Annotated in this window: 15 protein-coding genes; 8 read left to right on the top strand and 7 right to left on the bottom strand. The window is 39.1% G+C overall.

Annotation, left to right across the window (positions count from 1 at the left end):
* Positions 1–9: 9 nt before the first annotated feature.
* The 6 genes from FTU64_RS01425 to FTU64_RS01400 all read right to left on the bottom strand — a co-directional run bounded on the left by FTU64_RS01425 (position 10) and on the right by FTU64_RS01400 (position 5,610).
* Positions 10–957: an alpha/beta fold hydrolase gene (locus FTU64_RS01425; RefSeq protein WP_180059106.1), complete on the bottom strand. Its 948-nt coding sequence runs from the start codon at positions 955–957 to the stop codon at positions 10–12.
* A 221-nt stretch (positions 958–1,178) separates the two neighbouring features.
* Positions 1,179–1,805 carry a hypothetical protein gene (locus FTU64_RS01420; protein ID WP_180059093.1) on the bottom strand — a complete coding sequence of 209 codons (627 nt, stop codon included), beginning with the start codon at positions 1,803–1,805 and terminating at the stop codon, positions 1,179–1,181.
* A gap of 63 nt (positions 1,806–1,868) precedes the next feature.
* A complete protein-coding gene (locus FTU64_RS01415; protein ID WP_180059092.1) occupies positions 1,869–2,516 on the bottom strand; it encodes an Ig-like domain-containing protein in 648 nt (215 codons plus the stop codon).
* Between the two features lie 186 nt (positions 2,517–2,702).
* On the bottom strand, positions 2,703–4,568 hold the full coding sequence (locus FTU64_RS01410; protein ID WP_180054385.1) for a SurA N-terminal domain-containing protein: 1,866 nt from the start codon (positions 4,566–4,568) through the stop codon (positions 2,703–2,705).
* A 132-nt stretch (positions 4,569–4,700) separates the two neighbouring features.
* On the bottom strand, positions 4,701–4,973 hold the full coding sequence (locus tag FTU64_RS01405; RefSeq protein WP_078188662.1) for an HU family DNA-binding protein: 273 nt from the start codon (positions 4,971–4,973) through the stop codon (positions 4,701–4,703).
* 166 nt (positions 4,974–5,139) lie between these two features.
* Positions 5,140–5,610 (bottom strand): phasin family protein, encoded by a 471-nt coding sequence (locus FTU64_RS01400; protein WP_180007822.1) that lies wholly within the window; start codon positions 5,608–5,610, stop codon positions 5,140–5,142.
* Positions 5,611–5,817: 207 nt separating this feature from the next.
* On the opposite strand from FTU64_RS01400, the gene FTU64_RS01395 reads away from it, so the two are divergent.
* The 8 genes from FTU64_RS01395 (at position 5,818) to fdx (ending at position 11,993) form a co-directional block, all read left to right on the top strand.
* Positions 5,818–6,465 carry a hypothetical protein gene (locus FTU64_RS01395; RefSeq protein ID WP_078188664.1) on the top strand — a complete coding sequence of 216 codons (648 nt, stop codon included), beginning with the start codon at positions 5,818–5,820 and terminating at the stop codon, positions 6,463–6,465.
* Between the two features lie 112 nt (positions 6,466–6,577).
* Positions 6,578–7,051: an Rrf2 family transcriptional regulator gene (locus FTU64_RS01390; protein WP_078188665.1), complete on the top strand. Its 474-nt coding sequence runs from the start codon at positions 6,578–6,580 to the stop codon at positions 7,049–7,051.
* 1 nt (position 7,052) lies between these two features.
* On the top strand, positions 7,053–8,270 hold the full coding sequence (locus FTU64_RS01385; protein WP_078188666.1) for an IscS subfamily cysteine desulfurase: 1,218 nt from the start codon (positions 7,053–7,055) through the stop codon (positions 8,268–8,270).
* Between the two features lie 104 nt (positions 8,271–8,374).
* The gene (gene iscU, locus FTU64_RS01380) at positions 8,375–8,761 is read left to right on the top strand and encodes a Fe-S cluster assembly scaffold IscU (RefSeq protein WP_078188667.1); all 387 of its coding nucleotides are present in this window, start codon (positions 8,375–8,377) and stop codon (positions 8,759–8,761) included.
* Positions 8,762–8,798: 37 nt separating this feature from the next.
* Positions 8,799–9,119, top strand: coding sequence for an iron-sulfur cluster assembly protein IscA (gene iscA, locus FTU64_RS01375; protein ID WP_078188668.1), 321 nt, complete (start codon positions 8,799–8,801; stop codon positions 9,117–9,119).
* Positions 9,120–9,223: 104 nt separating this feature from the next.
* On the top strand, positions 9,224–9,739 hold the full coding sequence (gene hscB, locus FTU64_RS01370) for a Fe-S protein assembly co-chaperone HscB (RefSeq protein ID WP_180007824.1): 516 nt from the start codon (positions 9,224–9,226) through the stop codon (positions 9,737–9,739).
* Between the two features lie 39 nt (positions 9,740–9,778).
* Positions 9,779–11,638 carry a Fe-S protein assembly chaperone HscA gene (gene hscA / locus FTU64_RS01365; protein WP_180022143.1) on the top strand — a complete coding sequence of 620 codons (1,860 nt, stop codon included), beginning with the start codon at positions 9,779–9,781 and terminating at the stop codon, positions 11,636–11,638.
* 16 nt (positions 11,639–11,654) lie between these two features.
* Positions 11,655–11,993, top strand: coding sequence for an ISC system 2Fe-2S type ferredoxin (gene fdx, locus FTU64_RS01360; protein WP_078188671.1), 339 nt, complete (start codon positions 11,655–11,657; stop codon positions 11,991–11,993).
* A gap of 174 nt (positions 11,994–12,167) precedes the next feature.
* Here the strand turns inward: fdx and FTU64_RS01355 are convergent, their stop codons facing one another.
* Positions 12,168–13,634, bottom strand: a complete 1,467-nt coding sequence (locus FTU64_RS01355) for an adenylate/guanylate cyclase domain-containing protein (protein ID WP_180022142.1) — start codon at positions 13,632–13,634, stop codon at positions 12,168–12,170.

Genomic DNA, 13,634 nt, shown 5'->3' with positions numbered 1-13,634 from the left:
CAATCTGATTCATTGAACAGTTGAAAGAAACTTTAAATATGGCAACGCCATTAACTGCTCCGCTTCTAAGATTGGCATATGACCAACATGGTCTAAAATCAGAGGCTTTTCGGCTTTTTTAAATAAGCGTCTCAGTTCTTCTGCTACTTCAACATTGATAATCTGATCTTGCTTCCCCCAGATAATAAACACAGGTGCATCAATGCCTCGTGCAGCCAAAGCAAAGGACTCTGGCGTATACAAGGTGGCCATTTTTTGCAGTTGCTCCACCATTTTATTGGTTTGTCTAGACTGAACGATCATCAACTTTTCTTGCCCAATTTTTAATTCTTGTGGAATAAAAGGCGGAGATTGCATCACGATCTTCATCACGCGATCAAAATCACCAGTTTTTCTGACCACTAGCTCTGCAAGCTTTGCCGTATCTTTTAGATATACTGTATTGCTCGACTTAAAGACACCAGCCGAATCCACCAACAATAAAGATTTCACTTCTAAGGGATACTGAGCGCTATAGAGCATGGCAATTGCACCACCCATCGAATGCCCTGCGATATGTAAATTTGGATCTAACTTTGCAGCATCAATAAATCGTCGTAATTTTTCAGTTAAATTTGGAATTGATAGATCAAATTTATCTGTGACAATAGTTTCTCCATGTGCTGGCAGATCTGGAATAATGACATGATAATTGGGCGTTAAATAACGGGCAACGCGGTTCCAATTATCACGCGTGCCTGACAAACCATGTAGCAATAACAGCGTCGGTTTTCGTGGATCTCCTCCTTCACTATATGTCCACTCGATTTCATTATTTTTGACTTTTTTACTGCTCAAGCCCGCCCAAGCTCTTTCCTGCTCTAGAACTTTTTGAAAGTTCAGTTCTGCAGCTTGAATACTACTCGCAACGCAAATTGTTAGTAGCATCAGTATCATGTGTTTAAAATAATGATCCATCCATCGCAATAATCGGTTCTTTAAATGTTTGTATTGAAGCATATACAGAGATGTCATCTGCTTAATCCTTTGTCGTGATGAGTTATTTCGTCTTCATATTATTTTTTTGAGAACTCCAATCTACGATGCTAAAGTCGATATTTTATTTGCCAAATCTTTTAAATAAAAATTATATCTGTCAATTTAAGCCAAAAAACCAGCTCGAAAGCTGGTTTATATTTCTAAGCAAGCCAATCAGACGGTGTCAGTGGAGCTTCAATAAGTAAGCTAGGATATTCAAGCGTAGGAAGTATAGCGGGCGGATTTGAAACGTCGCTGCCCAATGCGATCAAATCCTGTTCATCGGTGTGCAATACAATTGGGACTTCATTCGCATCCTGTAAAAGCGTATCTAGATTGATCACAGATTGAATCGGCTCAATTTGACTGTCATTTTGGTTTTCACTTTGCTCATCACTTGCCAATAAAATCTCTGTAAGTTCAACAGATGATTCAGGTTGTGCAAGAAACAGTTTAGCTATTGAGATTTCAGGCGATTGAACACCACGACTGTCCTCCGCCACGATTGTTGCAAAGCCACCATTTTGAATCGGGTTATCCATCGACCAAAAACCACTTTCATTGGCATACGTCACGTACTCTTGACCATTGGCTGTAACAATGATTTTAGCCTGTTGAAATGCATTGCCTTCGAGTTTTTCAGTATTTAGCGTCACTTCTGGCGCCGGCAGTAGATAGCTTGGATTTTCAGGCGAGGTCTGAATAAATGGAAATACCAAGCCAATCGCAGGAGATTGCTGACCAAATTGATCTTCCACAACAATCATCAACATGCCACCATTTGCCACTGGATTTTCTATTGACTAATCACCATTTTCATCGACCTGAATACGATAGACCGCTTGATCCGACTAAATCACAACAGTCGTATTTGGTGCGGCAGTACCTGATATCACCGCGCCAGACTCTAAAATCGTAACAGCTTGCGGTAAAATGATTTGTGCTGTATGCAACGCCTCAGAACGATTACCGTCCTGATCAATTGCCACAACACTTATTGCACCTGTGGTCGTTAAAGGATTGAGCATCGACCAATCGCCATTTTCATCAGCAACTGTTATAAACTCTTGCTCACCATAGGTCACAACTACCGTATTTCCTGCATCAGCTTTACCAACCAAATATTCGCCTTTTTCAATTATTTCCGGCATCTTTGGTAGCACACTTGGCTCTGCAATTGGAGCAATCATTATTGCCTCTGAGCGTAAGCCATGATGATTTACCGCATAAATTGTGGCAACTCCGCCCTCTTTAAGTGGATTATCAATCTGCCAATGTCCTTGTTTATCTACTTTGACCCGTGTAATAGTTTCACCAACCGAAATGATCACCCAAGATTTTGGCTCTGCCGTGCCAGTTAAAAGGTCATTTAGTCCTGTCACTTCTGGTGTTGAGGGAATATGCTGATGCTGCGATTTCCCCTGAATCAGCAACTGCTTTATTTCAATTTGTCCCAAAATATTTTTTAAAATACCGTTTAAATCTCTCATCTTTTGCATAACACCCTCAAATCACATCATTATATTTTTTTAGGAAACAGCCTTCCCAAACTCAATTTAAGAGAATTATTTAAATAGTCAATTTTATTTAATCTTTGTTTTTAAAAGTTTTTCTTAAAGTGTGATGCATTAAACTTAAACATAAAAAAACCAGCTCGAAAGCTGGTTTTTTTAAAGCTGCCTTAATTATTTAATTTTGGCATGATCTTTTAGATAACGTGTGTAGTCATCAAATTCTTGTTGACCACGAAGCTGTTGATAAAGTTTTGTTAACTCATCTAACTGCTCACCCGTTAATGCCGCATCGGATTGTTTGTTCACTGCAGTCACAGCAACCACAACCAATTCATTTGGTAGATTAGTCGTAGTAACAGACCAATGACCTGCTTTCGGCGCTTTTACGCTAAATGCAGCACGTTGAATTTCACGTTTCAACAAACCATCCGCACGAGTAAAGGTACCCGCATTTTCAAAGTTTAAACTGCCTTTCGCAACTGAAGCAGCAGGTTTTGCAGCAAACTCTTTTAATGTCGCTTGAATTTGGGCTTTTGCAGCATCAGACGCTTTCTTTTCAATCAACTGCGTTTTCACATGCGCTTTCGCTTCAGCTAAGGTTTGAACACCTGCAGCATGGTAGTTACGCACTTTCACCCAAACTACATCACCGTTTTTCAACTGAATGCTCGATGAAACATTACGTTCACCATTTTTAACATCATCGTTAAACAATTTAACTTTGACGTTTGCATCACTTAAAACTGGATGTTGCGATGCTAATGTTAAGCCATTCAATGACTGTACTTTTACGCCTTTCACTTCTTGGCCCACGACATCAAGAGCATCACTGCTTACAACCATGTCATTGAGGCTGTTTACAGTGTCAGAAAAAACATTGGCTTTTTTCGAAGCAGCGACTTCTGCTTGCAGACGTGCTTTTTCTTGTTCAAATGAAGCCACTTTTACAGCTGGCGCCACTTTTTCGATCAAGTGATAACCACTGTCTGTTTTCACAGGAGCTGTCACTTGACCAGCTTGAGCACCTTCAACTGCTGCATCAAATGCATCACCAAATACACCTTTTTCATAAGCAACCAGTTCACCACCTTTTGCTTTAGATTCCGGATCTTCAGAGAATTGCGCAGCAGCTTGGTCAAAGCTTAAACCCGCTTTAATTTTAGCTTGAACACTTTCAGCCAATTTTTTAGCTTCGGCATCTGAACGATTGTCCGCAGTGATCATGATGTGCTTAACGAGTGGTTTAACTGACTTCTGTTCATTCTCAACAAAGCTGTTATACGCTTCTTTCAATTCAGCATCAGTTGCAGCTTCTACAGGTGCAGTAATATTGGCAGGTGTTAATACGACAAAATCAGCATCAACACTAGTTGCTTGCTTAAATTTGTTTTTATGCTGCTCATAATAAGTGGCAATTTCAGCATCAGATACTTTTACATTTTTCTTGTAATTTTCAAGATTAATGCTCGCCAACTGAATACTACGTTGTTCCGTTTGTAAGTTCGCAATTTGCAAGATATCAAGCTTACTCACCAATGCATATTCCATAAATGTTGTAGACAACATTTTTAAAGCATGGTCTTTACGTAAGTTATCAATGAATGTGCGGTTCGTCATACCAATCGATTCGAGGTATCTCCCAAACGCTTCATCTGAAAATTGACCATTAACTTGGAAGCTTGGCTGCTGATGAATCATTTGCACAATTTGTGCATCACTCAAGCTAATGCCTAATTTATCAGCTTGTTGCAATAACAATTGGCGTGAAACCAAAGTATCCATCGCTTTATTGCTAATGAAATTTTGATTCAATAATGTTTCATCACCCTGAGCATATGCCAGATATTGTTCTTTTAATGAATTCGTCAGTGCTTCGAGTTCTTTTTGAGAAATTTCAGTACCGTTTACAGTCTTTGCTGCATCTTTAGATCCACCACTAAAATATCCTTCAATACCTACAAGTGCTAAAGGGGTCAAAAACAAAACGAGCAAGACCTTGCCCAGCCAACCCTTAATGACTTTACGAAACGATTCCATAAGTATTCCAATATTTTATTTGCGGTGAATTTTAACCGAAAACCCGAGATGAAAGAATGCGATATATCAATTAATCACATTTACCAATAAAAAACGCGCCAAATAATGGCGCGTCTCATGTGCTTAATAAGATTAAGCTACAGAATCTTTCAAGCCTTTACCAGCTTTGAAGCTAGGAACTTTGCTTGCTTTGATTTCTAAAGTCGCACCAGTTTGTGGGTTGCGACCAGTACGTGCAGCGCGTTCTTTAACGCTGAAAGTACCGAAACCAACTAAAGTAACTGTATCACCAGCTTTTAAAGCATTGGTAACTGCAGCAATTGTAGCATCTAAAGCTTTACCGGCATCGGCCTTAGATAATCCCCCATTTTCGGCAATTGCATCAATTAATTCTGATTTATTCATGAAAATTACGTCCTCTTAATATCGTTTATTTAAGGTTCAAGAATTTGTATAAAACGCCATAACGCCTTTATAGCAATGCTTTAGGGTTAAACGCAATACTCATCAACCTCTTTTTATAGAATTTTTTGACGAAAAAAACCTTGAAAATTCGATAATAGTAAAAAAGTTAGTGTTTTTTTAGTATTTCGGCCCTCAGTTGGGCATTTTCTTCGGCCAATTGGTCAACTTTAGTATGTAATTGAAGTATAAGCCTTTCTAAGTGCTGTAAATCCTTTACAGTCACCAATCCTAAACGGTTTAAAGAATGATTAACACCATTATCTAAAATTTTTTCTACTTTATCTTTCGTATCGGTTACAGATTCTTTGGCTTTTTCTGAAACTTTTTCGACAGTTTGATCTGCAATATCAATCGTTTTGGACTCAAGCTCCTCTCCAACTTTGACTAAAGAGTCAAAAAGCTTATTTCCTTCACCCTCAGCACGTGAAAAAGCACCTAATCCAGCCAACCAAATCTGTTTGGTATATTTGCGAAAATCCATTTTAGAGCGACGATCAGAATGACTACGTACGCGAGTTTTAGCCGGCTTTTCTGATGTTTCTTGTGCATCGTCAATTATGCTTTCTGTATTTTCCATAATCCGCACTTCTCCTGATTATTTTATGTGCACAACAACATGTGATTCTTCATTTTAACAACATAATAGCAAACATATGACTTGATAGATTGATTAAACTGTTCTACAAAGCTGGTGAATTACCAACTTTTTGGTATATTCTAAGTTCCTCTAGAGCAGGACGCTCAGTTTCCAGTGCTTTCAGATTTTAACAAGGACATTTTTTTTATGAGTGATACGCAACAAACACAAGCTCAACCACATTTGTTGCTTACTATGACCCTGATTGTTTTAGAAACTATTTTTACTTTCATTTTAAAACATGACCGTGTTGTAGCATTACAAGCTAAAAAATTTGTTGATCAAAAAGTCGCACTGAAAATAAATAGCTACATCCCTTATTTTGATTTTTATGTTCAGTTTACTGAGCACGGTATTCTGTTCGACACGAAATCTCCAGATAAAGCCATCGACCTTGATGTCCGCACGACATTAATGGATTTGGTGAAAATTTTTGTATTTGGTAATCGTAAAAGCATCAAAACCATGCGTATCGATGGTGATGTGGTTCTAAAAGATGAATTTCGTGATCTGGTTTCATTATTTAGTGTGCCCAAAATTTTATCTGACTGGAAACACTGGCTGTCTGAACCTGTCGAAGAAAACGATATCGTTGCGTCAAAAAAACGTATTGCCCCACTTTTAGAAAAAATCGAACAGCAACGCTCTAAAATCAACACACTGCAAGTTGAAGTTAAACAATACAAAAACCGTATTAAGCGTATCGAACGTCGTCAAAAGCGGATTAATATCGCTTTTAGTCTAATATCTGTTCTTTTAATAACGTTATTAGTGTATAATGTGTGGTTCAAATAAATACATAATTTTTCAGACAAAATAAAACAAATAAACAATCTCAAAAAAACTTGACTATTTTAGTCAGGATTCATAAAATCTGCACATCTAGACTTAACATGTGTATCGAATCATGCGCTTAACAACTCGCGGTCGCTACGCAGTGACTGCTCTACTTGATCTAGCTTTGCAGCCAACTGAACAAACGATCACTCTTGCAGAAATTGCAGCTCGTCAAACCATTTCAGTGGCCTATCTTGAGCAGTTATTTGCAAAATTAAAGCGTCACGGCTTAGTTTCCAGCATCCGTGGAGCAAACGGTGGTTATCACCTTGCTCGTAGTGCTGAAGACATCACTGTTTTGGAAATTATTGAAGCTGTAAATGAAACAGTTGATGCAACCCGTTGTGACCACAAAGGCAACTGCCAAAATGGTGCAATGTGCTTGACTCATGATTTATGGCAGGAACTCTCCCACCACATTGCCGATTATCTTGCAAAAATCACCCTTGCTGACCTTGTAGCACGCGATAACGTTCAAACCGTATCTATTCGTCAAAATTCAGCAAACTTTGATTCAGCCCTTTTATCGGTTACAGGTATTTGACATGAAGCGTCCTATTTATCTTGACTATGCAGCAACTACACCTGTAGACCCTCAAGTCGCAGAACGTATGATGGAATGTCTAACGTTTGACGGTACTTTTGGTAATGCAGCTTCTCGTTCTCATGCTTACGGCTGGCAGGCAGAAGAAAAAGTAGAATATGCACGTGAACAAGTTGCTAATCTAGTAAAAGCTGATCCACGCGAAATCGTTTGGACTTCTGGTGCAACTGAATCTGACAACCTTGCGCTTAAAGGTATTGCTCAGTTCTATGCATCTAAAGGCAAGCACATTATTACAAGTAAAATTGAACATAAAGCAATTCTTGATACTTGCCGCGAGCTTGAAGAAGAAGGCTTCGAAATTACTTATCTTGAGCCAGAAGCAAAAACAGGTTTAATTACACCTGAAATGGTTCAAGCTGCCCTTCGTCCAGATACGATTCTTGTATCTTTGATGATGGTGAACAATGAAATCGGTACAACTACAGATGTAGCTGCAATCGGTGAATTGACTCGTGCAAACAAAACTTATTTCCATGTAGATGCTGCGCAAGCTGCTGGTAAAGTAGAAATTGATCTTTCAACAATGAAAGTTGATTTGATGAGTTTCTCTGGCCACAAAATCTATGGTCCTAAAGGTATTGGTGCTCTTTATGTACGTCGTCAACCACGTGTACGTATTAAAGCGCAAATGCACGGTGGCGGTCATGAACGTGGCATGCGTTCAGGTACGTTAGCGACTCACCAAATCGTGGGTATGGGCGAAGCGTTCGAACTTGCAGGCAAAAACCTACATGCCGAACAAACTCGTATTCGTGTACTTCGTGACAAACTTTGGAATGGCTTGCAAGGTCTTGAACAAGTCTTCCTGAACGGTCACCCAGAATACAACGTTGCAAACTATCTAAACGTCAGCTTTAACTTTGTTGAAGGTGAATCGTTAATGATGGCACTTAAAGATTGCGCAGTATCTTCTGGTTCTGCATGTACATCAGCAACTTTAGAGCCATCTTATGTACTTCGTGCATTGGGTCTTTCAGATGAATTGGCTCATAGCTCGATTCGTTTCAGCTTTGGTAAATACACCACTGAAGCCGATATTGACCATGTACTTGAAATTACCAAAGCAGCAGTTGAAAAACTACGTGATCTTTCACCGCTTTGGGATATGTACAAAGAAGGTATCGACCTTAATTCTGTAGAATGGGCTGAACACTAATTCATCCCGGTGAGATAGCTTTTATTTTAAGGCTATCTCATTGATTAACGTAATTTCACCCCCATATTAATCTTAAGGCTGACCCCGAGGTTTGGAGAAGCGTCATGGCTTATAGCGAAAAAGTAATTGATCATTACGAAAACCCTCGTAATGTTGGTGTTTTAGACAAAAATGCAGAAAACGTTGGTACAGGTATGGTCGGTGCACCAGCTTGTGGCGATGTTATGCGTCTACAGATTCAAGTTGATGACAACGGCGTAATTGAAGAAGCTCGCTTCAAAACTTACGGTTGTGGTTCAGCAATTGCATCTAGCTCATTAGTAACAGAGTGGCTAAAAGGCAAAACTCTTGATGAAGCTCAAGCAATTAAGAACATTGATATTGCAACTGAACTTGCACTTCCACCAGTAAAAGTACACTGCTCTGTACTTGCTGAAGATGCAATCAAAGCTGCTGTAGAAGACTACCGTAGCAAGAAAGTAAAAGCTTAATTGTTTACGTGTTTTAAAAAAGATTAACGGAGTTTTCATGATTCATTTAACTGAAAATGCTGCAACTCATATCAGCAATTACATCAAGAATCGCGGTAAGGGTGAAGGCATTCGCGTTGGCGTGAAAACTTCTGGCTGTTCTGGTCTAGCTTATGTACTTGAGTTTGTCGATGATATTGACACGCATGACCAAGTATTCGATCAGTTTGGCGTAAAAGTATTCGTTGACCCAAAAAGCTTAGTTTATCTCGAAGGTATGGAGATGGACTATGTGAAAAATGGATTAAACGAAGGTTTTGAATTTAATAACCCAAATAAAAAAGGCGAATGTGGCTGCGGCGAATCGTTTACGGTTTAAGCCTTTTCCACACTCCTTTTTCGCATTAAAACAGTGTAAAATTCACTGTTTTAATTGCATTTAAAGCAACACTTTTTGCACCTCTATTGCGGACACCATCTCCCATGAATCATTTTGAGTTGTTTAACTTACCTGTAGCACTCGATATTGATTTAGCAGTTTTAAAAGCTGAATTTTTAAAGTTGCAGCAACAATATCATCCAGATAAAGCCGAAGACAAAGATCTAGCCCTGATTAAATCCAGTGAGATTAATCAAGCATTTAAAGCTTTATCCAATGTTGATAGCCGCGCTGCATATCTATTAAGTCTCAAAAAACAAGATTATCACCTTGATCAATCAATTAGTGATTTTGAGTTCCTACAAGATGCCTTAGAAATTCGTGAACAGTTAGATGAGGCATGCTCTGCTGATGACCTCACTTCACTTAAAACTGAAGTTCAGCAATGGATAGACGGTTTGGTTCGTGAATTTAAGATTGATTATGACGACGAAGACTGGGCAGAAGCACGTGATACCGTACGTAAATTACGCTTCTTCCAAAAAGTTATGGCTGACATCGATAAAGCTGAAGATCGCTTCTTAGACGACGATAGCTTTGATTTAGACGATGATTTTTAATTTATTTTTTATATTTGACGTTCAAAGGATGTAACACACATGGCTCTCTTGCAAATTGCAGAACCTGGTCAATCAAGTGCGCCGCATGAACACCGCATTGCAATTGGTATCGATCTTGGGACTACACACTCTTTAGTAGCCACGGTACTTTCTGGTAAAGCGAAAGTGCTTAACGATGAGCATGGTCGTGTGTTACTCCCTTCTATTGCACACTATGGCGAATCCACTACGCAATATGGTGACGACGCAAAGGCATTCTTAACGACTGATCCTAAAAACACCATCGTTTCTGTAAAACGCTTTATGGGTCGCTCTAAGGCAGATATCAAATTCCAGCATCCGTACAACTTAGTCGGTGAAGCGAATGAAATGCCTGCTTTTGAAACTGCACAAGGTCGTAAAACACCCGTTGAAATTTCTGCAGAAATTTTAAAACAGCTTAAAGACCTTGCAGAAAGCAGCTTAAATAATCCTGTTAATGGTGCTGTGATTACTGTACCTGCCTATTTTGATGAAGCACAGCGTCAAGCAACGCGTGATGCGGCTCAGCTTGCAGGTTTAAATGTACTACGTCTATTAAATGAACCGACTGCTGCTGCAGTGGCTTATGGCTTAGACCAAGACACCAATCTTGCACATGATCAAAACTATGTGATCTATGATCTGGGTGGTGGTACTTTTGACGTTTCAATTTTACGTTTCTCTCAAGGCGTTTTTGAAGTTCTAGCAACGGGTGGCCACACGGCGCTTGGTGGTGATGACTTAGACCGTCTGATTGTAAAATGGGCAAAAAAACAACTGAACATTGAAACTTTAGATGATGCTGAATATGCGCATTTCATTGTTTCTGCACGTAAAGCAAAAGAAGCTCTAACCGAGGCTAAATCTGTAGAGCTTAAAGTTCTTGATCAATCATTGACTTTAGACCGCCCTACTTTTGAATCAATCATCAAAGTTGCTTTGGATAAAACCATCAGCGTTTGTAAACGTGTCATGCGTGATGCCAAGCTTGAGCTCAGCGATATTCAAAATGTGGTATTGGTCGGTGGTTCTACCCGCTCGTATGCTGTACAAAAAGCCGTTCAAGATGTCTTCAATCAAGAACCTCTTTGCACCATAAACCCTGATGAAGTTGTTGCCATTGGCGCGTCGATTACAGCGAACCAACTTATTGGTAACTCTAAAGATGGTTCACTGCTTTTAGACGTCACGCCGCTTTCTTTAGGTTTAGAAACCATGGGCGGTTTGGTTGAGCGCCTTATTTCGCGTAACACAGCCATTCCTGTGGCGCGTCGCCAAGAATTCACAACCTATCAAGATGGTCAAACAGCGATGTTGATTCATGTTGTACAAGGTGAGCGTGATTTGGTTGAACATTGCCGTAGTCTAGGTCGTTTTGTACTTCGTGGTATTCCACCGATGACTGCAGGTCAAGCACGTATCGAAGTGACTTTCCAAGTTGACGCAGATGGTTTATTGACGGTGTCAGCCAAAGAAACCACTTCTGGTGTGCATGCTCAAATTGACATCAAACCTTCTTATGGTTTATCTGATGCCGACACTGAACGCTTACTGATTGATGGTTATAAGTTTGCTGAAGAAGACAAAAACTTACGCCATCTTCAAGAAACCAAAGTGGAAGCAAAACGTGAACTTGAAGCACTTGATCAAGCACTTAAAGTGGATGCTCAACTTCTCAGCCAAGAGCAACATAGTTCCCTCACTGCAGCACGCACTGTTTTAGATGCTGCACTTGAAACGACAGATATTAAAGCTATTGAACATGCTGTAGAACAGCTTAAAATACATAGCGATGCATTTGCTGCAGCTCGTATGAATCAGCACATTGATGCCGCATTGAAAGGCACAAAACTCGATGACTGGTCAAACTCAAATTAATTTATAGGTCAAGATTATGCCACGTATTAAAGTACTGCCTCACGCAACAATCTGCCCAAACGGCGCTGAGTTTGAAGTCGAAGCAAATGCTAACCTTTGCGAAAGCATGTTAAAAAACGGCATCAAAATTGAACATGCATGTGATATGTCTAAAGCATGTACCACTTGCCATGTGGTTGTACGTAAAGGTTTTGATGGTCTAGATGAAATGGATGATGTCGAAGCAGATCTTCTCGATCGTGCTTGGGGGTTAGAACCAGACTCTCGTCTGTCATGCCAAGTAAAAATTGAAGATGAAGATTTAGAAATTGAAATTCCCAAATACACCATCAACCATGCTTCAGAAAATCATTAATTTATAGATAATTTTCTATAATCAAAAAGCCAGTTCATCGTAACTGGCTTTTTATGCATAAAACTATTCAACAATTCAAAAAAAAGAAGACGTTTTGATAAAAGAATGAATTGAGTTATTTTTACAATTTAAGGCAATACGATTAGATCTAATTTTTATAATGTATATGTGAAATTAAGAGTGAGATTCAGTTTTTTTGACTTCTTCGATCACTTCGTCTTCTAAATTCAGTTTAACAATACCAGCAGAGTTGGTCATTTTTTGCTGAGTTTGTAAGCGTTGAATCATACGTTCTAAAACATGTATTAGTTCAGGATATTCAAAGTTTTGTACTTCATCTAAGTTCAACAATAGATTAAAGCCTTTATATTCGTAATCGAACCAACGTTGATAATCTGTTTTCTGTGAGGTGTATTTTTCCATCACTTGCCAAGTACGTACTGGGCCTTTGATGCCTTTTAAGAAGATCGGTGCTTTAGGTGCACATAAATAGTCATTTTTCACTAAATGATGCGTATCGTCTGAAATCAAAATTTCATCGACTTCGGCCGCACTTTGCAATCGTGCAGCCAAATTCGCATCACGACCCACGATGGTATATGCCATACGGTGAGCTGCACCATAGTTCCCAACGTGGCAATACCCTGTAGAAATACCCATACGAATGTGTAGCGGCGGATAACCCATTTTAATCCAGCGTTCACGCAGTAACTTCATTTGCTGACGCATGACCATTGCCATCTCTAAACAGGTTTTTGCATCTTGCTCTACGCCTTGGCTATGTGGATCACCAAAGAAGATTAGAATTGCATCCCCCATAAATTTATCGACAGTCGCTTCATACTGCTTGGCAATTTCAGTCATATGACTCAAATAGTCATTGAGTAGAAATGCTAAATCGTCTGGGATTAATGTTTCAGAAAGCTCGGTAAATCCTTGGATATCTGAAAAGAAAATCGTGAGTTTTTTACGTTTATATTCGATTTTAGCTTCAGACTCACCTTTCATAATCGATTGCCAAAGTTGCATTGGCGCATAACGACTCAGCTGATTGGCGAATTCCATATAACGATTCATCTGATCATAATAATGGTTCTTTTTATTACTCAAAGACTGAACTTGGGTATGTTGATAAAAAGTCCCCACACTGAAATATGTAATTAAGCACAGAAAGCCAAGAACGGTTAATTCACTACTGGTCGATTCAAAATATTCTTGAAAACCAAATATATAAATATTACATAAATAGAATACAGTGACGCCTACAATCCCTGCCAACGACATCATTAAGAAATTGATCTTGTTATAGATTGTTGTGTATAGCAGCGCAAAAACCGCAAGAAAGGTTAAAACAAGACTTAAATGTACCGCAGACATCAGTACAGCAATAACGATGATATCGATCAGAAACAGCACATTGCGTTTAGTTTGATTGCTATATCGATAAATTAGCCAATGAGAAAACTTAGGAACGACTAAAATCAGAAAAAATAAAAATGCAGGAATATAGATTTGATAATGCGTATCTGGCTGAGTGTAATGATAGACAACAATCACCAAAGACAGCATGATATATCCCATCAAACGATGAAAATATTCAAACTGTTTAGGCTCTTTGCTGATTAAATTGTCTAACGGCAC

Source organism: Acinetobacter sp. YH12128, from assembly GCF_013418655.1.
GTDB lineage: Bacteria > Pseudomonadota > Gammaproteobacteria > Pseudomonadales > Moraxellaceae > Acinetobacter > Acinetobacter amyesii.
This window is presented reverse-complemented; position numbering and strand designations above follow the sequence as displayed.